Origin of the sequence: Bacteroides salyersiae, assembly GCF_031172035.1 — a bacterium.
GTDB lineage: Bacteria > Bacteroidota > Bacteroidia > Bacteroidales > Bacteroidaceae > Bacteroides > Bacteroides salyersiae.
The window spans coordinates 2,771,414-2,794,717 of record NZ_CP133452.1; the positions used below are offsets into that span (position 1 = coordinate 2,771,414).

The 23,304-nt window shown below is 41.7% G+C and carries 22 protein-coding genes; 16 read left to right on the plus strand and 6 right to left on the minus strand.

Features of this window, described 5'->3' with window-relative positions; genetic code table 11:
• Positions 1 to 2,670, plus strand: coding sequence for a transglutaminase domain-containing protein (locus tag RB604_RS10010; protein ID WP_044093757.1), 2,670 nt, complete (start codon positions 1 to 3; stop codon positions 2,668 to 2,670).
• Positions 2,671 to 2,716: 46 nt separating this feature from the next.
• On the opposite strand, the gene RB604_RS10015 is transcribed toward RB604_RS10010, so the two are convergent.
• The 4 genes from RB604_RS10015 to RB604_RS10030 all read right to left on the minus strand — a co-directional run bounded on the left by RB604_RS10015 (position 2,717) and on the right by RB604_RS10030 (position 5,794).
• Positions 2,717 to 3,475: a copper homeostasis protein CutC gene (locus RB604_RS10015; RefSeq protein ID WP_055295222.1), complete on the minus strand. Its 759-nt coding sequence runs from the start codon at positions 3,473 to 3,475 to the stop codon at positions 2,717 to 2,719.
• A 71-nt stretch (positions 3,476 to 3,546) separates the two neighbouring features.
• Entirely contained in the window at positions 3,547 to 5,082 is a 1,536-nt protein-coding gene (gene rny, locus RB604_RS10020; protein WP_005924754.1) for a ribonuclease Y, read from the minus strand.
• 114 nt (positions 5,083 to 5,196) lie between these two features.
• The gene (locus tag RB604_RS10025) at positions 5,197 to 5,487 is read right to left on the minus strand and encodes a cell division protein ZapA (RefSeq protein WP_005924751.1); all 291 of its coding nucleotides are present in this window, start codon (positions 5,485 to 5,487) and stop codon (positions 5,197 to 5,199) included.
• 13 nt (positions 5,488 to 5,500) lie between these two features.
• On the minus strand, positions 5,501 to 5,794 hold the full coding sequence (locus tag RB604_RS10030) for a coiled-coil domain-containing protein (RefSeq protein WP_044093756.1): 294 nt from the start codon (positions 5,792 to 5,794) through the stop codon (positions 5,501 to 5,503).
• Between the two features lie 245 nt (positions 5,795 to 6,039).
• Here RB604_RS10030 and RB604_RS10035 point away from each other — a divergent pair, with 245 nt between their 5' ends.
• From RB604_RS10035 to RB604_RS10065, 7 genes are all read left to right on the plus strand, one after another.
• On the plus strand, positions 6,040 to 6,429 hold the full coding sequence (locus tag RB604_RS10035) for a hypothetical protein (RefSeq protein ID WP_005924744.1): 390 nt from the start codon (positions 6,040 to 6,042) through the stop codon (positions 6,427 to 6,429).
• 8 nt (positions 6,430 to 6,437) lie between these two features.
• Positions 6,438 to 7,313: an IS3 family transposase gene (locus tag RB604_RS10040; protein WP_129649191.1), complete on the plus strand. Its 876-nt coding sequence runs from the start codon at positions 6,438 to 6,440 to the stop codon at positions 7,311 to 7,313.
• A 638-nt stretch (positions 7,314 to 7,951) separates the two neighbouring features.
• Entirely contained in the window at positions 7,952 to 8,269 is a 318-nt protein-coding gene (locus RB604_RS10045; protein WP_007478446.1) for a hypothetical protein, read from the plus strand.
• 2 nt (positions 8,270 to 8,271) lie between these two features.
• Complete coding sequence (locus tag RB604_RS10050) at positions 8,272 to 9,045, plus strand: hypothetical protein (protein ID WP_005924739.1); 774 nt, start codon at positions 8,272 to 8,274, stop codon at positions 9,043 to 9,045.
• Between the two features lie 10 nt (positions 9,046 to 9,055).
• Positions 9,056 to 9,661 (plus strand): hypothetical protein, encoded by a 606-nt coding sequence (locus tag RB604_RS10055; protein WP_007478445.1) that lies wholly within the window; start codon positions 9,056 to 9,058, stop codon positions 9,659 to 9,661.
• A complete protein-coding gene (locus tag RB604_RS10060; protein ID WP_005924733.1) occupies positions 9,654 to 9,938 on the plus strand; it encodes a winged helix-turn-helix domain-containing protein in 285 nt (94 codons plus the stop codon). The genes RB604_RS10055 and RB604_RS10060 overlap by 8 nt, the downstream gene beginning before the upstream one ends.
• A 108-nt stretch (positions 9,939 to 10,046) precedes the next feature.
• Complete coding sequence (locus tag RB604_RS10065; RefSeq protein ID WP_021936224.1) at positions 10,047 to 10,613, plus strand: 5'-methylthioadenosine/S-adenosylhomocysteine nucleosidase family protein; 567 nt, start codon at positions 10,047 to 10,049, stop codon at positions 10,611 to 10,613.
• On the opposite strand, the gene RB604_RS10070 is transcribed toward RB604_RS10065, so the two are convergent.
• Positions 10,580 to 10,942 carry a YbaN family protein gene (locus RB604_RS10070; RefSeq protein WP_005924727.1) on the minus strand — a complete coding sequence of 121 codons (363 nt, stop codon included), beginning with the start codon at positions 10,940 to 10,942 and terminating at the stop codon, positions 10,580 to 10,582. The genes RB604_RS10065 and RB604_RS10070 overlap by 34 nt on opposite strands.
• A gap of 116 nt (positions 10,943 to 11,058) precedes the next feature.
• On the opposite strand from RB604_RS10070, the gene RB604_RS10075 reads away from it, so the two are divergent.
• The 6 genes from RB604_RS10075 (at position 11,059) to RB604_RS10100 (ending at position 15,719) form a co-directional block, all read left to right on the plus strand.
• The gene (locus RB604_RS10075) at positions 11,059 to 11,391 is read left to right on the plus strand and encodes a 6-pyruvoyl trahydropterin synthase family protein (RefSeq protein ID WP_005924724.1); all 333 of its coding nucleotides are present in this window, start codon (positions 11,059 to 11,061) and stop codon (positions 11,389 to 11,391) included.
• Entirely contained in the window at positions 11,378 to 11,923 is a 546-nt protein-coding gene (locus RB604_RS10080) for a 7-carboxy-7-deazaguanine synthase QueE (protein ID WP_005924722.1), read from the plus strand. Before RB604_RS10075 ends, RB604_RS10080 begins: the two co-directional genes overlap by 14 nt.
• 83 nt (positions 11,924 to 12,006) lie before the next feature.
• Positions 12,007 to 12,747: a (Fe-S)-binding protein gene (locus RB604_RS10085; RefSeq protein ID WP_005924719.1), complete on the plus strand. Its 741-nt coding sequence runs from the start codon at positions 12,007 to 12,009 to the stop codon at positions 12,745 to 12,747.
• Positions 12,744 to 14,129, plus strand: coding sequence for a lactate utilization protein B (locus tag RB604_RS10090; RefSeq protein WP_007478443.1), 1,386 nt, complete (start codon positions 12,744 to 12,746; stop codon positions 14,127 to 14,129). Before RB604_RS10085 ends, RB604_RS10090 begins: the two co-directional genes overlap by 4 nt.
• On the plus strand, positions 14,126 to 14,704 hold the full coding sequence (locus RB604_RS10095; RefSeq protein ID WP_007478442.1) for a LutC/YkgG family protein: 579 nt from the start codon (positions 14,126 to 14,128) through the stop codon (positions 14,702 to 14,704). Before RB604_RS10090 ends, RB604_RS10095 begins: the two co-directional genes overlap by 4 nt.
• A 142-nt stretch (positions 14,705 to 14,846) precedes the next feature.
• The gene (locus RB604_RS10100; RefSeq protein ID WP_007478441.1) at positions 14,847 to 15,719 is read left to right on the plus strand and encodes a pyridoxamine kinase; all 873 of its coding nucleotides are present in this window, start codon (positions 14,847 to 14,849) and stop codon (positions 15,717 to 15,719) included.
• 654 nt (positions 15,720 to 16,373) lie between these two features.
• Here RB604_RS10100 and RB604_RS10105 read toward each other — a convergent pair.
• Positions 16,374 to 18,218, minus strand: a complete 1,845-nt coding sequence (locus RB604_RS10105) for a vWA domain-containing protein (RefSeq protein WP_007478440.1) — start codon at positions 18,216 to 18,218, stop codon at positions 16,374 to 16,376.
• Positions 18,219 to 18,592: 374 nt separating this feature from the next.
• Here RB604_RS10105 and RB604_RS10110 point away from each other — a divergent pair, with 374 nt between their 5' ends.
• Positions 18,593 to 21,688: a SusC/RagA family TonB-linked outer membrane protein gene (locus RB604_RS10110; RefSeq protein WP_007478439.1), complete on the plus strand. Its 3,096-nt coding sequence runs from the start codon at positions 18,593 to 18,595 to the stop codon at positions 21,686 to 21,688.
• Between the two features lie 34 nt (positions 21,689 to 21,722).
• Positions 21,723 to 23,294, plus strand: coding sequence for a RagB/SusD family nutrient uptake outer membrane protein (locus tag RB604_RS10115; protein ID WP_005924689.1), 1,572 nt, complete (start codon positions 21,723 to 21,725; stop codon positions 23,292 to 23,294).
• Positions 23,295 to 23,304: the final 10 nt, after the last annotated feature.

Genomic DNA, 23,304 nt, shown 5'->3' on the forward strand with positions numbered 1-23,304 from the left:
ATGAAAACATCGGGTCGTTATTTTCTATATTCACTATTGTTTTTTATGTTTCTTTCGTGTACGGAAGAGCATTTTTTGAAGGACGAGGCTTATCGTAACCAAGTACAGGCTGACTTTGCAATGAAGCAGTTGCAACTTCCATACGGCGATCTGTTCGGTGTTTTCCGGGATTCCACGCTTACTGCCGTAGAGCGTGAAGCATTGATGTTCCTTTATGCCTATATGCCTATTGGTGATATTACCGACTATTCGGGAGATTATTATTTGGAGAATATTCGTCTGACTGAACAGGCACAGCGTGAGATGCCTTGGGGAAAAACGATTCCCGAAGATGTATTTCGGCATTTTGTACTTCCAATCCGGGTGAATAATGAGAATCTGGATGATTCCCGCCGGGTATTTTATAATGAATTGAAGGAACGTGTCAAGTATCTTTCCATGCGGGATGCCATTCTGGAGGTAAATCACTGGTGTCATGAAAAGGTGGTTTACCGTCCGAGCGATGCTCGTACCAGCTCGCCGCTTGCTTCCGTTAAGACGGCTTATGGCCGTTGCGGTGAGGAGTCTACCTTTACCGTTGCCGCCCTTCGTTCTGTAGGTATTCCTGCCCGTCAGGTATATACTCCCCGTTGGGCACATACCGATGACAATCATGCTTGGGTAGAAGCTTGGGCAGATGGCAAATGGTATTTCTTTGGAGCTTGTGAGCCGGAGCCGGTATTGAATTTAGGATGGTTTAATGCTCCTGCGAGTCGTGGTATGTTGATGCATACTAAAGTCTTTGGACGTTATAAAGGTGCGGAAGAAATCATGTATGAAACTCCCAATTATACGGAAATCAATGTCATAGAAAACTATGCTCCTACGGCGAAAGCGGTTATCACGGTTGCCGATGCGGGTGGTAATCCTGTGGAGGGGGCGAAAGTGGAGTTTAAAGTGTATAACTACGCCGAGTTTTATTCCGTAGCAACGAAGTATACCGATATTTCCGGACAGGCTTCATTGACGGCTGGAAAGGGAGATATGCTGGTGTGGGCTTCTAAGGGAGAGGTTTTCGGTTTTGGCAAGTTGTCTTTTGGAAAAGAAAAAGAACTGACACTTGTATTGGATAAGAAACCGGGCGATGTGTATTCGTTGGACTTGGATATTGTTCCTCCTGCCGAAGAAACCCGATTGCCCGAAGTGACTCCGGAGCAACGTGCCGAAAACAATCGTCGTATGGCACAGGAAGACTCTATCCGCAATGCCTACGTTTCTACTTTTATCACTGAAGCAGAGGCCGGAGCTTTTGCCCGGGAATATGCCATGAATCCCCAGACGGTTATCCGGTTGTTGCTTGCGTCGAGAGGCAATTACCGGACTTTGACCGATTTCCTCACAGTTGCTGCCAAAGAGGGAAAGGCTGATCTTGCCCTTAGACTGCTTGGTGTTATCTCTGACAAAGATTTACGTGATATATCTCTGGAAGTATTGTTGGATCATTTTCATTATTCTACAGTTGCTTCTGGTGGAGATTATTACTATTCGTCTGTTCTCAATCCACGCGTGGGCAATGAGATGCTGACTCCGTATAAGCAGTTTTTTCAAGAGGCAGTGCCGGCTGCCGATGCAGAAAGCTATCGTAAGAATCCGCAATTGTTGGTAGCCTGGTGCAAAAAAAATATTGGTATTGACAATGAGTTGAACTCGCAACGCATTCCCATGTCTCCTGTTGGTGTATGGAGAGCTTCCGTTGCTGACGAGAGATCCAGGGATATCTTTTTTGTGGCTTTGGCACGTGCTTTGGGCATTCCTGCCTGGATAGATGAGGTGACAGGGAAGGTTCAATATCAGGATTTTGCTGACGGGCGGTTGAAAAATGGCAAGACATACGATGTGGATTTCGAAGCAACAGAGCAACTTTGGGCATCTTCGGCGATCGTAAGGGCCAATTATCGTCCTATCCGTTCGCTCGACAATCCTAAATACTATTCTCATTTTACGTTGTCCCGGTTTGAAGAGGGGACTTTCCGCTTATTGAATTATGATGAAGGTACTACTTCCTGGGAGCAATTATTGAAAAATGGTACACGGCTGGATACCGGTTATTATATGCTTACCACCGGAACGCGTCTGGCTAATGGGGGTGTACTTGCCAATCTTTCCTTTTTTAATGTAGAAAAAGATCATAATGCTACGGTGGATTTGGTTATGCGTGAGAGTGAAACCCAGGTACAGGTAATTGGCAGTTTTGATTCAGAGTCACTTTTTCGTCCGGTAGGTGATCACGATCAGATGCAAAGTATTCTGCAAGCTTGTGGTCGTGGCTATTTTGTAGTGGGTATACTGTCTGCCGGACAGGAACCTACCAATCATGCTTTAAAAGATATGGCAGCATTGGGCAAGGATTTTGAGAAATGGGGACGTAAGATAGTATTGCTTTTCCCGGATGAAGAACAATACAAGAAGTTTCAGCCGACGGAATTTCCGGGATTGCCTTCCACTATAATCTATGGCATAGATACAGATGGCAATATTCAGAAGCAGATAACGGAATCGATGAAATTATCAAGTTCCGCAGCGCTTCCGGTATTTATCATTGCCGATACTTTCAACAGGGTGGTTTTTGTATCCCAAGGATATACAATCGGTCTGGGCGAACAGTTGATGAAAGTTGTGCATGGCTTGTGAGGGTATAAAGTGTAGTTCTTTATATGGAGTGATTCCCTCTTATCGCCTATCGCCAATCACTTGTCGCCAATTCTGCAATCGTATTTCTGACTCTTTCTGCTGTTGTTATCTGGCGGGAATATTCATCGATTTGTACGGTTCCTCCCATAGAAACGGCTGGGTTACGATATTGCATCTCGCTTATTCTTTTTTCTCTTGCCGAGAAATGGAATTCTTCGATACCCGTTTGCGAAGCGATATGAGCAATGTTTTCTTCGTTTACTCCGCAACCGGCCAGCAGAATGATCCTTCCGTCAGCTTGTGCATGGAGTTCTTTTAGTAAAGGGATACCGGCTTCTGCTGTTGCCTGTTGGCCGGAAGTCAATATCCGGTCGCATCCTAAGTCTATAATTTCTTCCATTGCTTTTTGTGGATTGCGACAGACATCGAATGCACGGTGGAAAGTTACGGACAATCCTTCGGCGGCTTTCATCAGCTCTTTCATTACCGGCATGTTTATGTCTCCCGTTGCCATGAGACATCCCAAGACAACTCCGTCAACTCCCGTTTTGCGAGCCATTTCTATGTCTGCTGACATTGTTTTTATTTCGATAGGTGAATATAAAAAGTCACCTCCCCGAGGGCGAATGATCACATGGAGTTTTATATCAAGAACTTCTCTTGCAACGGCTATTTCTCCATAAGATGGAGTGGTACCTCCTTCCGGTATGCCTGCACATAGCTCTACACGGTCGGCTCCCCCTGCTTGTGCGGCAAGACAACTTTCTATTGAGTTGGCACATATCTCAAACTGGTATTTGCTCATCCTATAAAACGGTATTAAAAAAGGGCGAATTGCTTCGCCCCTTATCTTGATGATTTTTCTTCTTGATCTTATTATTTAGCAAAGCTTACTGCACGTGTTTCACGGATTACGGTAATCTTCACCTGGCCCGGATAAGTCATTTCATCCTGTATCTTTTGAGCGATTTCGCCCGACAGGCTTTCCGTTTGCTTATCATCTATCTTGTCTGCACCTACGATAACGCGCAACTCACGTCCGGCTTGGATGGCATAAGTTTTTGTTACGCCCGGATAAGACATGGCCAACTGCTCCAGATCGTTCAGACGCTTGATATACGCTTCTACGATTTCGCGGCGTGCTCCCGGACGTGCTCCGGAGATAGCATCACATACCTGTACGATAGGAGCGAGAAGACTTGTCATTTCCGTTTCGTCATGGTGGGCACCGATGGCATTGCAGATATCCGGCTTTTCTTTGAATTTCTCTGCCAGTTTCATACCCAATAATGCGTGCGGCAATTCCGGTTCCTCATCGGGCACTTTACCAATATCGTGCAACAGTCCGGCGCGTTTTGCCTTTTTCGGATTCAAACCTAATTCCGATGCCATCACAGCACAGAGATTGGCCGTTTCGCGAGCATGTTGCAACAGGTTCTGACCATAGGAAGAGCGGTATTTCATCTTACCGATGATACGAATCAGTTCCGGATGCAATCCGTGAATGCCCAAGTCGATGGTAGTACGTTTACCGGTTTCTATGATTTCTTCTTCTACTTGTTTGCGCACTTTGGCTACCACTTCCTCAATACGTGCCGGGTGAATACGTCCGTCCGTTACCAATTGATGCAGGGCCAGACGAGCCACTTCGCGACGTACAGGATCGAATGCGGAAAGAACGATTGCTTCCGGAGTATCGTCTACAACGATTTCTACACCGGTAGCCGCTTCCAGAGCACGGATATTACGGCCTTCACGACCGATGATGCGTCCTTTGATTTCATCGGACTCAATATGGAATACGGTTACGGAATTTTCAATAGCTGTCTCTGTCGCTACTCTTTGGATCGATTGTATTACGATTCGTTTGGCTTCTTTGCTGGCCGTCAGTTTCGCATCGTCCATGATATCGTTGATGTACGACTGTGCCTGTGTCTTGGCTTCCTCTTTCAATGATTCTACCAGGCGTTCTTTCGCTTCTTCGGCAGATAAACCGGAGATTGTTTCCAGTTTTTCTATCTCCTGCTGTTGCAGTTTGTCCAGTTCTTCTTTCTTTCTGTCAACGATTCCCAATTGGGCTTCAAGATTTTCTCTTACGGCATCAGCTTCCGCCTTTTTGCGTTGAATCTCTTCCTGGCGCTGGCTTAATACCATTTCGCGTTGTTTCAGTTTGTTTTCAGCTTGCTGAATTTTCTGGTTACGCTGGGCTACCTCTTTTTCCAGATCTGCTTTCTTATTGAGGAATTTTTCCTTAACCTCCAGCAATTTGTTTTTCTTGATTACTTCTGCTTCTGTCTCCGCTTCTTTGAGGATATTGTCGTATCTGGCTTTCAGTCCGTATTTAAATAATACGTATGACAATATGCCACCTACGATGAAGCAAGCAATGGATGCTACTATTGTTACTAACATTGTAATTTAATTTAAGTATAAATAAAAACGCACCGCCAAATATGCGGAAAAACCTCCTTCCGTATATTTTGCAGTGCGTGGATTTTCTATTCCCCACCGACAAAAGCAATGATTCTACTCCTTTTTGAAGTGTTCTTCAAGTGTTTTCGTCAGTTCTGTTATTTTTTCGGTATAAGGTGTCGTGTCGTTACGTTGTTTTTCGAGCAAACTTTCCAATGAAAAGCGATAAGCGATCATTGTCATAATCCTTTCTTTCTCTACGTTAGGCCACTTCTCCCTATATTCTTTTAAAATATCGTTTACCTGCTGTGCGGCCTTTCTTACTATCTCCTCATCCTCCGGTTTGATCCAGACCGGATAAGTAGCATCGGCCATCGACAGATTTATTTTCCATTTATCGTCCATACATCTCCATTATTTATTCATTTAATAAAGCGATGCACTTATCGACTTCACGCACTAATTTAGACAATCGCAGCTTTGTCTCTTTTACATCGCTGCCGTTAAGGCTGATTGTCGTTGCTGTTTTTAGGTTTGTGTAGCTTGTTTCCAGTTCTTTGTACTCAGCCAATACCTTTTCGTTTTGTTCCTTCTCTGCTTTGAGAAGTTCCTTAAGTTCAGCATTTTCACGCTTTAATTCATCGTGAAGATAGATTAAATGCCGTAGTCTTGCTTCAAAGGTACTTAATAGCTTTTTTTCTTCTTCTGTCATTACTACACCAAAATTGTACACAAAAATACGATTAAGTTTGGTATTACAAAAACTTTGCAGCAGAAATTGCGTGTTTTACTTGAAAATTGCTATTGAAGGAATAGATGAGAACATTATTAAGCTGGAATGAAGGATATACTTTTAAATTGTATTCCTCTAATTTCTTTATGTTGATCACTCTTATAATTGGCGATGAAAACATGTAGTGTACTGAATAAGTTGACACTTTCTAAATCAAAAAAAGTATGTCAACCAAAAGAAAACCTCACAGAAAGTTTACAGAATTGGAAAGTAAGTCTTATATTCGCGAGTATCTTTCCAGCTCCGACCGTCGGAAAACATTTGAACGACGTAATGGATTAAGTTTAGGTACATTGTCCCGCTGGATGAAAATGTACGAGATAGAAGATCCTAAGATGCAAAAATCCATCATTGATCCACAGCTGATAGACGAAGACTCAGCGGCCCTTATTGCTCAGCTTCGTGCTGAAAATGAAACGTTACACAAGTCTAACCGTCAACTTCAACGGGATTTGGATACGACAAAGATGCTTCATGAAGCCTGCGAGGTGCTAATTGATCTGACAGAGCAGACCTATCATATCCCCGTGCGAAAAAACTCAGATGCCAAGTAATCGACACCTTGTCACAGAGAGGCTCGGTCAACCGTAAATGCGGTGGTCTGAACAGACTCTGTGGTTACTTCGGCATAACCAGACAAGGTTACTATAAACATGTGGACAGACAGTGTGAAGTTAATGTTTTGAAGACAAGTATTGTTCTGTATTGCAAAGAATTAAGAACTTTAATGCCCCAATCGGGTATGCGTGAGCTATATGTATGCTGTGTTCGTTACTTTAAGGAGAAAATGGTGATAGGTCGTGACCAGTGCTATGAGATATTCCGCTCTAATGGTCTGGTCCAGAGGAAGAAGCGTGTACGTCCCAAAACAACGAACTCCAATCATAATTATTATATATATCCTGATTTGCTGAACACGACACCTAAGTTCGTAGCAAGCACAAGCGGAAGTATGGTTGTGGCAGATATTACCTATGTCTCCACCAGGGATGGCTGGGCATACCTGTCCTTGCTTACTGATAGCCACAGTCGTGCAATAGTAGGCTATTCGTTCTGTCCTTCATTGACAACGGAAGGCCCGATGAAAGCTTTGGAGTCAGCTTTCCTGTTTTACAGAGAGAACGGGATAGACATCAGCGGGTTGATACATCATTCAGACCGTGGGGTTCAATACTGCTCAAACCAATACGTTGACACGTTAAAAGCACAACATATAAGCATAAGCATGACACAGTGTGGTGATCCTCTGCATAATGCATTGGCCGAGCGGATGAACAATACTATTAAGAACGGATGGCTCTTTGACTGCGGGAAGGAGACTTTTAACCAGGTGGAAGAACGTATTAAACAGGCTGTGTACACATATAATAATATCCGGCCACACCAAGCTTTGAAAATGCGCACACCAATGGAAATTATAAAGGAGGAGAAGGTATGAAAGTGCCCCGACTCAGGTTGTGCTCGTCGGGACGGGTGGTCACGCCCCTTGCCGCACGGCGATCCCCGACCAAGGATATTTCTTGGCAAACGAGATAATAACAAAAATCAGTTCAACAACATTGGAATAAATAGAATAATTAGCATTATATTTGGAAATCCAAATAGGACAACTACAGTAGGGCTAACAAACAGAAATGTAAACCTATTCAGGTATTGAAAATTGTTGAGTGAACGAATACAGTAATAACAATCGAAGTTGTCAACTAAATCCAGTACACATCAACATCCGGATGTTTTAGGTAACAACATCCGGATGTAGTGGTGGACAACATCCGGGTGTAGTGGTGGACAACATCCGGATGTAGTGGTGGGCAACATCCGGATGTTTTGATAGCCTAATTCTGATTGGATGTATGTATCTGTTTGATATATAGTGATTTTGATGTATATATCTTTATGTTCCAAAGATATACTTTTATTTCTTATTATTTACCATAATTGGGCCTGTATAGCATAACGGGTTATCTGACGGCATAAAATAATTTATAATATAATTTGGTTTATAGAATAAACTACTTATCTTTGCCACAGATTCGAATTTCTGATAATACATTTAACAACAAATAAATACGTGTCATGGAAGATAAAAAATTAAATGAGCAAGAGAGCCTGGAACTCATTGCTCGGATGATTCGAAACAGCAAAAGGAATGTGAGGGAGAATGCCGGAGGCCCTGCTTTGATTTGGGGATACGCTACGGTTTTAACTTCTCTGTTGGTTTATGCAGGCTGGATGTTGACACATCAGTATTATAGTATGTATGGTTGGTTTTTGATACCTGTGTTTGGAGGAATAGGTACGTTTTTGTTTGGCAGGCATGAAAAGCCAGTACTGATTAAGACTTATTTGGATCGTGTCATATTTGAAAACGGACTGGACATAAAAATCAAATAATTATGAAAGAGACTTCAACACGTTTCGGACGTTTTTGCACTTCCTGGAAATTCTTTTTAGTGCTGATAGCTTTGCAATTTGTATTGATGCCGATGGCAACGAAAGGTTTCCGTTTTGAAGAGGCCGGACAGATTGTCTTTACTACATTGGGGCATGCATTGATCAACCGATTCTATCCTTATTCATTTGTTTTTCAGTGGATGGCGCTTGCGCTGATTGTTGCCCTGTTGTTTTTTCGTGACAGGATCGGCCGGTTCTTTTCCGCTTATGTGGGATGTTGCTATCTGCTGTATGCAATCATCCAAAGTATTGCTGTAACCAATAAATATGGTGTCAGCGTAGTGACGGTCAATCTGGTGATGATGCTGTTTGTGGCCTTTGTCTGGTTTCGTGATTCTTGGAAAGGAGAGAATAAGTACACATTTTCGAATTTGAACTGGAAAACAGCTTGGTTGGTTCCCGTTGCATTTTTCTGTTTATGGTTTCCGATGAATCTACAGAATGCGAAACCGGATTTCAATCCCGCTTATCTGTTTTCCGGTTTTGCATCACTTGCTTTTTGCCCAATGACACCCGTGTTTCTGATATTGCTTACCTTGTGCCGTCCCACTATAAACATGGTAACCTACCGGGTCACTGCTATGGTAGGGTTAATTATCGGTATCTATAATATGGGGCAGTTTGCCAATCCCACCGGATTTTATTTAGGAATATATCATTTACCTTTGCTGCTGATCTCTTTGTATGCATTGTTGAGTAGCAGACAATTAAAATAATAATAAGAACATGGAAAATAAGAAATTGAATGAACAAGAAAGTCTGGCATTGATTACCCAGATGATTCAGAATAGTAAAAAAGGGTTGGTTGTAGGAAGCGGTAATAGTTTTCTATTTTGGGGATATTTGACTCTTGCCGTCTCCATAGCAATTTTCCTATTGCTTTATATTACCGGAAATCAGAGCTGGTTCTGGTTGGGGATTGTGATTCCGGTGATAGGATGTCTGTATACTTATTGGGTTTCTCGGCGGAATGGTAAGAAAACGATGAGTTATGTCGATAAAGTGATTTCGAATGTTTGGCAAATAGTAGGAGGGACTTGTGCTATCATTGCCCTTTTGGCCTTGAATTATGGAAATAATATTGCTATATTGCCGTTGCTTCTGTTGGTGTTATCCGTGGGTGCAGGAATAACAGGATCTGTTATCCAAGAGAAATCGTTTTATAACTGCTCCGCTTTTGGAATCGCTATTTCGTTAGGGATGCTTTTCAATATCAATTCAATTGTGGAAGGACCTTTACGACAGGTTTTTGCTTTTGCCCTTGCCATTACAGTCGTAATGATTATTCCGGGACATATGGTTAATCGTAAAGCAAAGAGAAGCAATGTTTAAAGAACTGAATCCGTTACTCCATTCCGAACTTCGCCTGGCGGTGATGTCGTTGCTTATTTCTGTTGAGGAAGCGGACTTTGTCTATATTCGTCAGCAGACGGGGGCTACAGCCGGAAACTTGAGTGTACAGATCGATAAACTGAACAAAGCCGGTTATGTGGAGATAACGAAAACATTTAAAGGAAAAATGCCTTGTACGATCTGTAAGATTACCCCACAGGGAGTGGATGCGTTTGAAGAATACGTGGAAGCGCTGAAAAGTTATATTATAAAATAAATGGTGAATGGACGAGGATTATTTGCTATCTATCAGGAATATACTTTAGCTTTTGAGATTATTATTTTATCTTTGCGTATAAAAAACAGGTTTTTAAAGAATGATTTTATGTTGAAAATATTAGTAACCTACGCTGTACAAGGCGAATTCGCAGAGATTAAGTGGCCCGATGCAGAAGTGTATTATGTACGTACCGGCATCGGCAAAGTAAAAGCAGCTTTTCATTTGGCGGAAGCTATCCGTCAGGTGGAACCGGATATTGTAATAAATATGGGGACGGCAGGGACGATTCATCATAAGGTAGGCGATATTTTTGTTTGCCGTCATTTTATTGACCGTGATATGCAGAAGTTGGCAGGACTCGGATTAAGCTATCAGTTGGATACTTCTGCGTTGCTTGAACAGAAAGGGTTCTGTAAGCATTGGACGGAGTCGGCTACCTGTAATACCGGAGATAGTTTTCTTACAGAGTTGACTGATATAGAGGGAGATGTGGTAGATATGGAAGCATATGCACAGGCTTTCGTATGTAATTCTAAAGAGATTCCTTTTATTTCGGTAAAATATGTCTCTGATGTGATCGGTCAGAATTCTGTGAAGCATTGGGAAGATAAATTGGCTGATGCCCGTACCGGGTTGTCTCACTTTTTCAATGTTTTGAAGGAAAGTATATGATAAGTGACTCCTACTGCAATCAGAAAAAGGAGTATCTTGACCCATACTAAAGGGACGAGAAAGAATATGCAATAGAGCATGGTGCCCCACATGAGCACTAACGAGATGATTTTGGCACGCAAGGGGATCGCCTTATTTTCGCGAAAGTTACGGATATAAGGGCCGAGATGTTTCTGATTCAGTAACCATTGATACAAGCGGGGCGACCCTTTGAAATAGAGCGCAGCCGTCAGCAGCAGGAAAGGGGTGGTAGGCAATAATGGCAGAAAGATGCCTAAAATACCTAATGCCAGCGAAACGGTTCCTAAAATGATACAGATAGTTTTCATGCTGCAAATGTAGAAAAAATAACGAGGTTTGCAGAATGAAAATCTGAATTTGTATTAACTTTGCCCCTGCATCGAGGTGACATTAGATGCAGGGACTTTTTTTAATATATATGACGATGTATACAGTAATAAAACGCCTCGAGGTATCGGCTGCGCATAGTCTGAACCTCTCTTATCGCAGTAAATGTGAGAATCTGCACGGTCACAATTGGATTATCACGGTGTACTGCCGTTCTGCAGAACTCAATGCCGACGGAATGGTAGTGGATTTCAGCCTGATCAAAAAAGCGGTGAAAGAAAGATTGGACCACCGTAATCTGAATGAAGTACTTCCTTTTAATCCTACTGCCGAAAATATAGCCCGTTGGGTTTGTGAACAAGTGCCTCATTGCTTCAAAGTGGAAGTGCAGGAATCCGAGTCAAATACGGCTGTCTATGAGAAAGATTAACGAAATTTTTTATAGTTTACAAGGAGAGGGGTATCACACAGGTACTCCCGCTGTTTTTGTCCGTTTTTCAGGATGTAACTTGAAGTGTGGCTTTTGTGATACCCGCCATGAAGAGGGAGTGATGATGACGGATGAGGAGATTATAGCCGAGGTAAAGAAATACCCGGCTGTAATGGTGATACTTACGGGTGGCGAACCTTCCTTGTGGATTGACGATCACTTGATCGGTCTTTTGCATCAGGCCGGGAAATATGTTTGTATCGAGACGAATGGTACCCGCCCTCTGCCGGCGGCTATCGATTGGATAACCTGTTCGCCCAAGCAAGGTGTAAAATTGGGTTTAAACAGAATGGATGAAGTGAAAGTAGTGTACGAAGGACAAAATATTGACGTTTATGAGTTACTTCCCGCCGAACATTTTTTCCTCCAGCCTTGTTCTTGTAATAACACCGCAGCAACGGTGGATTGCGTGATGCGACACCCCAAATGGAGACTAAGCCTGCAAACGCACAAACTGATAAATATTTTGTAATAGTTACGGGCTGCTGCCGGCTATATGGTATTCTTTCGGAAGGATGCCCGTAGTTCGTAACTCGTAGCTTATAATTATTGATTATGAAAGTAGGTTTATTTATTCCTTGCTACATCAATGCCATCTATCCCAATGTGGGGGTGGCATCGTATAAACTTTTGAAAAGTTTAGGTGTGGATGTAGATTATCCCCTGGATCAAACTTGTTGTGGACAGCCTATGGCAAATGCCGGTTTTGAAGGCGAAGCATTAAAACTCGCTCTACGGTTCGATGATCTGTTCAAGCAGTATGATTACATTGTTGGGCCTTCGGGTAGTTGTGTGGCATTTGTCAAACTGAATCATCCGGGCATCCTTGCCAAAGAAGGACATTTGTGCGAAAGTGCCGGTAAGATTTATGATCTCTGCGATTTTATTCATGATGTGATAAAGCCAGAAAGGCTGGAAGCCCGTTTTCCGCATAAAGTGAGCATCCACAATAGCTGTCATGGCGTACGTGAACTTTTCCTGTCTGCTCCGAGCGAACTGAATATCCCTTATTTTAATAAACTGCGCGACCTGCTTCAATTGGTCGATGGTATTGAAATTTTTGAACCGAGTCATATAGACGAATGTTGCGGTTTCGGCGGTATGTTTGCCGTCGAAGAGCAGGCGGTCTCTGTCTGTATGGGCCGTGATAAAATAAGGCATCATATGGAAACCGGGGCCGAATATATCACCGGAGCCGACAGTTCCTGTCTGATGCATATGCAAGGCATCATCGAGCGTGAGAAACTGCCTATCAGAATTGTTCATATAGTAGAAATCTTAGCATCACAATTATGAGTACCAAGCATGCAAAGGCTGCCGGGAAGTTCTTAGAGAACCCTGTGATGGCGGCATGGCACAACGAAACCCTTTGGATGGTTCGTGCCAAAAGAGATAAGATGAGTAAGGAGGTTCCCGAATGGGAGGATCTGCGTGAGAAGGCATGTGAACTGAAACTTTATTCCAATAGCCATCTCGATGAACTTCTGGTAGAGTTTGAGAAGAATGCGACTGCCAATGGCGCCATAGTGCATTGGGCAAAGGATGCCGATGAATATTGTGCCATTGTCTATGAGATTCTGAACAGTCACGGGGTGAAGCGTTTCGTTAAAAGCAAGTCTATGCTTGCCGAAGAGTGCGGGTTGAATCCGTTTCTGATAGAAAGAGGGATCGATGTGGTGGAATCCGATTTAGGTGAGCGTATTTTGCAGTTGATGCACTTGCCGCCCAGTCATATCGTGCTGCCTGCCATTCATATTAAGCGTGAGCAAGTGGGAGAGCTTTTCGAAAAAGAGATGGGTACGGAGAAGGGGAATTCTGATCCTACTTATCTGACGCATGCCGCCCGTAAGAATCTGAGAAATATCTTTCTGAATGCAGAAGCTGCCATGACAGGAGCCAACTTTGCCGTAGCGTCTACCGGGGATATAGTGGTGTGTACCAACGAAGGGAATGCGGATATGGGAACTTCCTGTCCTACCTTGAATATTGCCGCTTTCGGCCTTGAAAAGATTGTTCCCGATATGGATGCATTGGGGGTATTTACCCGGCTACTGGCCCGTTCGGCTACGGGACAGCCTGTTACGACTTATACCTCCCACTATCGCAAACCGCGTGAAGGGGGCGAATATCATATCATTATCGTAGATAACGGGCGGAGCGAGATACTTGCCCATCCCGATCATATCAAGACTTTGAATTGCATCCGCTGTGGCGCCTGTATGAATACTTGTCCGGTCTATCGCCGTAGTGGTGGTTATTCATATACTTATTTCATTCCCGGCCCTATCGGTATAAATTTAGGTATGGCGCACGATCCGGAAAAGTATTACGATAATCTTTCTGCCTGTTCGCTTTGTCTGTCTTGTTCCGATGTATGTCCGGCGAAAGTCGATCTGGCAGAGCAAATTTATAAATGGCGTCAGGTATTGGATAAGATAGGAAAAGCTGATACCGGGAAAAAAATAATGTCCGGTGGTATGGAAATATTGATGGATCATCCTGTTTGGTTCAATGCGGCTTTGTGGGTAGCACCATTGGTGAATCATTTGCCGCGTTTTATCAAGTACAATGATCTGGATGCCTGGGGAAAGGGACGTGAATTGCCGAAGTTTGCCGGTGAATCGTTCAATGAAATGTGGAAGAAGAATAAGGTACAGGGAAAGGAGGAAACGAAATGAGTAGTCGGGAAGAAATATTGGCTAATATCCGTAAGAATACGCAAAAGCGTTTTGATTATCCGGAATGGGAGATAAAGACGACTACCTATCCTGATGTTATAGAGAAGTTTTGTGAGGTAAGTCGCGCGGTAGGCGGTGAGGCTGTGCTATTGGGTAAGGGGGAGGATATAAATGCGGTCATTCGCCGTACTTATCCGGATGCCGGTCGAATTGCTTCGAATCTGGATGAAATAACATGTGCTACATTCAATCCGGATGAATTGGACCGTGCACAGGATTTGGACGGTACGGAGATAGCTGTGGTGGCCGGAGAAATCGGTGTTGCGGAGAATGGTGCTGTCTGGATTCCTCAAACGGTGAAGTATAAAGCTCTCTATTTTATAGCAGAGAAATTAGTGATTATTCTTGATCGTAACCGGATTGTCAGTAATATGCATGAAGCTTATGAGGAAGTGAAAAAAGAGAAATATCAATTCGGTACGTTTATCTCCGGTCCGTCAAAGACTGCCGATATCGAACAGGCTTTGGTTATGGGAGCACACGGGGCGAGGGATGTGCTGGTAATTTTAAAATGATAAATAATGTGTCAATGTGCCAATATGCCAATGTGCCAATTAAATAATACATCAATTGGCCAATATGCCAATTAAATAATAGCGCAGCCAATTGGCATATTGGCACATTGACACATTATTTAATTGGCAAATTATTAATATTATGTATGCAAATAAAGTAAAGAAAGTTGTAGCAGTTCATGATCTTTCAGGGGTAGGCCGGGTTTCGCTTACGGTAGTTATTCCCATTCTTTCATCAATGGGTTTTCAAGTTTGTCCGTTGCCTACGGCGGTGTTATCCAGTCATACACAGTATCCCAATTTTTCGTTTTTGGATTTAACCGATGAAATGCCAAAGATTATTTCCGAATGGAAGAAACTTGGTGTACAATTCGATGCGTTCTATACCGGCTACCTTGGTTCTCCACTCCAGATACAGATTGTTACTGATTTTATAGATGATTTCCGGCAGTCGGAAAGCCTTGTCGTGGTAGATCCGGTTTTGGGTGACAACGGCAAGCTATATGCCAATTTTCATGATTCGATGATCAAGGAGATGCGGCAACTGGTAACGAAAGCCGATGTGATCACTCCCAATCTCACCGAACTATTTTACTTGCTGGATCTGCCTTATAAAGAGCAAAATACCGATGAAGAGTTGAAATCCTACCTTCGTCAACTTTCTGATAAAGGGCCGGAAGTGGTGATTATAACCAGTGTTCCTGTATTGAATGACATTCATAAGACATCTGTATACGCCTATAATCGTACCGGCAATCGCTTTTGGAAAGTAACTTGTCCTTATCTGCCTGCTCATTATCCCGGAACCGGGGATACTTTTACAAGTGTAATCACCGGGGCTTTGTTGCAAGGTGACAGCCTTCCTATTGCACTTGACCGTGCTACACAGTTTATTTTACAAGGAATTCGCGCTACTTTCGGTTATGAGTATGATAACCGTGAAGGTATTCTTTTGGAGAAAGTGCTGCATAATCTCGATATGCCTATTCAGAGTAGCAGTTATGAGCTTATCTGATCATAGTTATTTTTTACCGGGATGCATTTGTTCTTGAAAATAAATCTTTTTGTTTCTATATCAGTCTTTTTAATGACAGGTATTCTGTTGAAAAAGTCAGATATAGAGAATCGTATGCATAAAATGATGTAATAAAATGCATTTCGTTTCGCATATTTTAGCCTGATCCGGATAAATATGTATTTGTCTTTGCATGTAAATCTGTTTATCATTACGAAATAGATTCGGTTCCTCTACGAGTTTCTCTCTGTTGCTCGTAGAGGAACGATAAAAGACTCGTAGAGGAACCGAAAGATTACCTTAGAAGAACGAGAGATTCGCTATCAGACTCTTGATTTTATACTCATTGCTGTTTGACTTCTGACCATTTGTAAATAGAATAAAAACGTAAATATAGGATGTTTAAGAATAAATTGTCCGGTAAAAGCAAAGGATGCAAGCATGTTGCATCAAAATATACTATATTATGAGCTATTTGAATAACGTAAAGTGGGAATGAAGGCGGCTTTTGTAATTGTCACTGTTACCGTTTGCAAATAAGCCCGATAGTCATACTTAAGAATATCATTTTGACATTTTGATACGGTTCTCGTTTCTTACCCACGCCACAAGTTTCTGCGGCATGGGGCATTTTATTCTTCTTTTCTTATTCAGCTAATCCTTTGCTAATCCTTCGGCTGTCTCTGCTAATCTGATAAACTCTCTTCTGTATCCCTTTTCGTCATTGTCAAGCGATGTTTTAGCCAGGGATATTACTTTATCATAAGTGGCGTCTCCTTTAAAGTCAGAATCACGCAATAGCTGTCCGAACATGGCAACAGCAGAAGCAAAGCGGAAGTCCGAAGATACTTTTTCTTTTTTATCATCGATAAGGGGTTGTTCGATTTTCTTGCTGGTATTTCCGTCCGGTGCTTTGTAGCGCAGTTTTACAGTGAGGAGTTCTTTTGAATTGTTTGTCACAGCAGGAGCCGGTTTTGTCTTTTGATATTTTAAATCGTCCACTTTACCCGTAAAATCGCTTTTGATTCCTGCGGGTACTACCTCATAGAAAGCCGTTACTGTGTGTCCTGCTCCCATTTCACCTGCATCTTTGGCATCATTGTTGAAATCTTCGTCTTTCAGCAAACGACTTTCGTAGCCGATGAGCCGATATGCCTGTACTTGCGACGGATTAAATTCTATTTGTAATTTTACATCTTTGGCCACTGTGTGCATCGTAGCTCCGAATTCATTGACTAATACTCTGTTGGCTTCCTGCAAATTGTCAATGTATGCGTGGTTCCCGTTCCCCTTTTCTGCGAGGACCTGCATTTTACTGTCTTTATAGTTCCCCATTCCATAACCTAATACAGTCAGAAAAACACCACTCTTTCTCTCCTGTTCGATGAGCTTTTCCAGTCCCTCATCCGAAGACACTCCGACATTGAAATCTCCATCCGTACAAAGGATGATACGGTTGTTTCCTCCTTTTACAAAGTTCTGCTTTGCTATCTTATAAGCCAGTTTGATACCTGCACCACCGGCAGTAGAACCGCCTGCGGTCAGCTCATCGATAGCTTCACGGATTTTCTGCTTATCGCTTCCGCTGGTGGAGGGCAATTTTTCTCCTGCCGAACCGGAGTATACGACAATCGCTACTCTGTCTTCATCACGCAGATTGTTTACCAGCAATTTGAGAGAAGACTGGACCAATCCCAGACGTTGAGGACCGTACATCGAACCGGAAACATCAATTAGAAAAACTAAATTGGATACCGGAAGCTTGTCTGTCGGAATTTCCTTTGCTTTCAATCCGATACGGACCAACCGGTGTTTTACATTCCATGGACAGGCACCTACTTCAGTAGTGATTTTCACTGGATCATTTCCGGTAGGTTGAGGGTAGTCGTATGAGAAATAGTTTATTAATTCTTCCGTACGGATCGCATCCGCAGGGGGAAGTTCACCTTTATTAATATAGCGGCGCATGTTACTGTAAGAAGCGGCATCTACGTCAATTGAGAATGTAGACAGGGGGCTTTCGCTTACGGTCTTAAAATTATTTTCTGCAATCTCCTTATACTCTTCTGCATTCATGCCGTCGGCATCCATTCTGCTTGCCATGATGCCGGGAGTAGCATGCCCTACAGCACCGCATAAGCTTACCATTTTCTGTGTACCATAGCCCACTACGACACATTCTTCCAAAACCTGACTACTTGTTTTTAAACGAATATTCAGGCGCTCGGACTTAACCTCCGCTTCTTGCTTTTCGTAACCGATATAAGAAAATACTAATTTTTCACCTTTGTCAGCGCGAATCGTATATTCGCCGTCCACATTGGTTATAGTACTGCGAGTAGTCCCCTTTACCTGCACTGTGCAACCTATAATACCGGAACCGTCTGCGGCATCAGTTACTTTACCTTTTACTATGAATGTTTCTGCATTCACGTTTCCCAAAGAAATAATTGCTACCAGCAATCCGAACATCGTAGCTCTTAATCGATTTGTTTTCATACCTTATTTAAATTAAATGTGATACATAAATCCTATGTTTTATTCTATAGATGCAGTTTTGAACAGGATTCCATAAAGGGGTTCTTATTTTTTTCATATTAATTTAGGAAAGGATATTTATCTTTTTTTTAACCATAGAATTGTCCATGTTTATAGTATATTTCTCCATTGTGTGCTCATGTGTCTTTGCCTAATTTTGCATGTATTAAATTATTAATTACTATTTTATTTTATAATTAAAAGAAACAGTAATATGCATAATATGCTTAAAGAGTTTCCGGACCTTATTGTCATTTTCTGATTATCTGTTAAATGGGCAGTTAACAACCGGATATATAACATAAAATTCATTTAATTATTAATCTTGATGTATTATGAAAAGAAACAGATTAATTTGTTTTTTCTCCCTATTATTTTGTTGTACTTTATTGGCGGCTCAAAGCATAACTGTTGAGGGTACAGTCACGGGAAATCTTGATTCGGAAGTATTGATAGGAGCAAGTATTTCTGTAAAAGGTACTACAATGGGGACTGTTACGGATATAGATGGGAAGTATTCTCTTTCTGTACCGTCTGATGCTATATTAGTATTCAGTTATTTGGGTTATGAAACGGAAGAAGTTGCTGTAAGGAACCGCTCGTTGATAAACGTTTCTCTGAAAACCAGTTCACAAGATTTGGAAGAGGTCGTTGTTGTCGGTACTATTTTGAAAAAAAGTGATTTGACTGGTGCTGTATCAAGTGTTAGTGCGAAAGTGCTGGAAGAAAAACCGGTTACCAGTATAAACCAAGCTTTACAGGGGCGTGTTGCAGGAGTCTTGATTTCTAATGCTGCCAAACCGGGTGATGATGCAACTATTAAAATTCGTGGTATCAATACCATTAATACTACTACCGATCCTATTTATGTAGTGGATGGTTTGGTTATGGATAACTTCGGAGGTGGATTTAATTCTATCAATTTGAATGATGTTGCTTCTATTGAGGTATTGAAAGATGCCTCTGCTACAGCTCTCTATGGTTCGCGTGCTTCTAATGGAGTGGTTTTGATTACAACTAAAAAAGGTAAAATTGGTAGTGGCAGAATTACCTATGATGGTTGGGTTGGTTTTCAAACGGAAGCGAAGCTTCCTGAAACTATGGGTACAAGAGATCTTTTTGAATTGAGAAAAGAGGCGGCAATGAATTCGTTTACGGCGCGTCACCCGGAGGCAACAGTTGATGAAATTGATGCGTTTTTGGCCAATCGGGTGATGACACCTTATGTTAAAGATGGCTCGGGAGGATATGTCTTTGCACAATATGAGTTTGATGCCTATGAGAATAATGATAATTATGACTGGTTGGATGCAGTGACCCGTACTGGTGTAGAGCAAAATCATGCGTTGAGTTTTAGTGGAGCTTCCGAAAAAGGTGCCTATTATTTAAGTTTCGGATATTCTAATAAAAAAGGAATGGTCAAGAATCTTGGGGATACGAGGTATAATGGGCGTATTAACTCAGATTATTCCATCAAATCATGGTTAAAAGTCGGTACTAATACCTCATTTTCTCATACTGAATCTGAAATATTTTCGGATGATGGTGTTTATGATAAAGCACGTGGGGCTAATCCTATGTTACCGGTTGACTCGGAAATCTACACCTTGAATTATGGTGGAATAGAGGATAATAATTACTTTAATCCGATACGCACTTTAAAAATAGAGAATGACCGCAGACGCAATCGCTTGTCTTCTACCAATTTTTTGAATATAAATCCACTAAAGGGATTGAATATCCGTACTTCGTTTTCTCTTGATTTTTTTCAAGAAGATCGGTTTAAATACACTCCGAAAGATATTCAGGAATCTATTCGTTATTCTCAGGATGGACAGGCAGAGCATACCCGTGACCAAAGAATGGTATGGCAATGGGATAATTCCATCTCTTATGACCGGATATTTGGAAAACACAAAATAAATGCTTTGTTTAGTACCAGTGCTACTCAGACAGATCGGGATTATACGTATGCTACAGGGAAAGGATACGGTACGGATCGATTTTCTTATTATAACATAGGTGCTTCTTACAAAACGGATGAACGGTCTATCGGCTCTGATTTTGTAACGGCTACCTTGATGTCATATGTAGTACGTGCCGATTATAATTATGCAAGTAAGTACTATTTGACAGCTACCGCGCGTTATGATGGTTCTTCTAAGTTTGCCAAAGGTCATCGATGGGGATTATTTCCTTCTTTTTCTGCTGCATGGAACATTGCAGAGGAGAATTTCATGAAAGAACAGCGTGTGTTTAACCAATTGAAATTACGTTTGGGATATGGCTTGGTCGGTAATCAGAGTATTGATGATTTTGCATTTTATACACTTTACGATGCCAAACTTGAGGATGGAAAGGTTACTTATGTACCTAAAGGAAGTAGAGGTACAAAAGATATTACTTGGGAATCTCAGAGGCAATTCAATGTCGGCTTGGATATGGGATTCTTGAATGGGCGTATTACTGCAACAATGGATGCATTCTTTATAAAAAATAAGGATTTGTTGATGACGCGTTCTTTACCGTTGACATCCGGTTTTAGTTCAGCGATAGAAAATATCGGTGCAATTGAAAACAAAGGTATCGAATTTGCCTTGAATGCCAAACTGATTGCAACAAGAAATATCCAGTGGAATGTTTCTGCCAATATTTCGGCCGATAGAAATAAGGTTACGCAACTTTACGGTGATAATGATGCGGTTTATAATATTGATGCTGATCGTAATCTTCAAAAGGAAGGGAATTTGTTTTTAGGTGAGTCACGTAATACGATTTATATATGGAAAACAGGTGGCATTGCCCAAGTGGTAGATATGGAACATTTAAAAAATATTGATTTTTCGGGACGACAGGTTAATCCGGGAGATCTTTATCCATTGGATATAAACGATGATAAAGTGATCGATGATAAGGATCGTGTGATTGTCGGTTCTCCCGATCCTAAATTTTATGGTGGTTTTTCAACAGATTTTTCATATAAAGGGGTGACGTTGAATGCTGTATTCAATTATTCATGTGGAGGTAAAAAGTTGAGTCCTTACTATGAATCATTGATCACGAGTCGGGGGACGGGAATTGCTTCCATTGATTTACTTGATCGTTGGACACCGGAAAATACGGATGCTAAATTTCCACGTCCTATTTATAATGATCCTACAGATACCGAAACGATGTATTACAATACTTTTTCTGCCAGTCAAATGGATTTTTCTGTACAGAATGCTTCGTTTTTACGCTTATCTACTTTGAGTTTGTCATATACGTTTCCAAAGTCAGTATCGGAAAAAATGAGAATTGGAAATCTTCGGATTTACTCTACAGTATCCAATGTGTTCTGTTTGACTCCTTATAAAGGATATGATCCGGAAACGGGAGATTGGTATCCACCTACACGAATGTTTGTTTTCGGATTGAATGTTTCATTGTAAATAGTCTTCATTGGTATATTAAATATAGTTAGTTATGAAAAACGTGATAAAAATAAACAGATTGATAGCGGCCTGCATGTTAGCAGGTTCTTTAAGCATATATTCTTGTTCGGATTTTTTAAATCAAGAGCCTAAGACATCACTGACGGAGCAGGAAGCTTTTTCTGATTTAAAGAATATTATACCAACAGTTGATGGGCTGTACACTGCGTTTCGTGAATCAAAATCGGGGCGGGAAGGATTGACTTTCTCACTGTTGGGGTTGGACGAGAGTAAACAAGGCATAGTACAGATGGACGATGCAACTCAAGCCAGCCTCGATCTTTACAACGGTTTATTGAATTCAATGTCCACACAAGTAGATAAAATGTGGTCAAGAAGGTGGCCGATTGTTATTTCTGCAGCGAATGCTATTTATGCACTTGACGTAATTGCCGAGACGACTAAGGAAGAAGAAATGCTGGATGAAATAGAACGGTTGAAGGGTGAAGCTTGTTTTATACGGGCTATGGTAATGATGGAGCTTACGATGTATTGGGGTGAGGTTCCGGTGGTTGATATTGCTACAATGAATAATTCGGCTCGTCAGCCATTGGAGAAAGTATGGAAACAGATTATTGATGACTTTACTTTTGCATCTGTGTCTTTGAAAGATAGGTATACGGAATCTGCTGATAAGATGCGTGCAACTTCCGGTGCGGCGTTGGCTATGTTGGGAAAAGCCTATATGTCAGTCCCAGTGGAAACCGGCATGAGAGATTTTAAATTGGCAAAGGAAAGTTTTGAGGCAATGCTTGACCGTTATCAGTTGGATTCTGAATACAGTAATCTTTTCGATGAAAATTTAGAGTTTAATTCACCTGAGTCTATTTTCGAATTAGATTATGATAATGTAAACCGCATTAATCATTGGGAATTCGATATGGGATCCCGTACAGTAGTCGCTACATTTGGTGAGGGCTGTTATTTTGCTGGATATGATGTGGCGTTACCTACGGAATATGCATATAAATCGAAGTCTGAAGGAGGTATTTGGGAAGAGGGAGATTTGCGTAGAGATGAAAGTATCCGCTATGATTTTACTTATTTGGGCATTACTCCTACAGAGGTTTCTTGGGGAGCTGATGAATTGGATCCGCATATTAAAAAGTATGAAGACGAACGTACGGACCAATTTAACGGAAATTTGGCTAACGAATGGTATTCTGGTAAAAATTTCATTGTATTGCGTTATGCGGATGTGCTATTGTGTTACGCCGAATGCTTGAATGAACTTGGAGAAACCGGAGAAGCGAATACAGTAGTAAATCAAGTACGTGCACGTGCTTGGGGCGGGACTCTTCCTAATGAAATGGCTTGGAATTATGGACAAGATGAATTTCGGGTACAGATAATGGACGAACGTATTCGTGAACTTTGTTTTGAGGGATGGAGACGGATGGATTTGATTCGTACCGGTAAATTTGTTGAGTTGATAAAAGAGCGTAATCCTTGGGCTAAGAAATCGGGAACGATAAAAGAGTTCCATATGCGTTGGCCTATTCCAGATACAGAAATTAAGAATAATTCTGACATAAGCGAGGAAGATCAGAATCCGGGGTATTGAATTTTATATT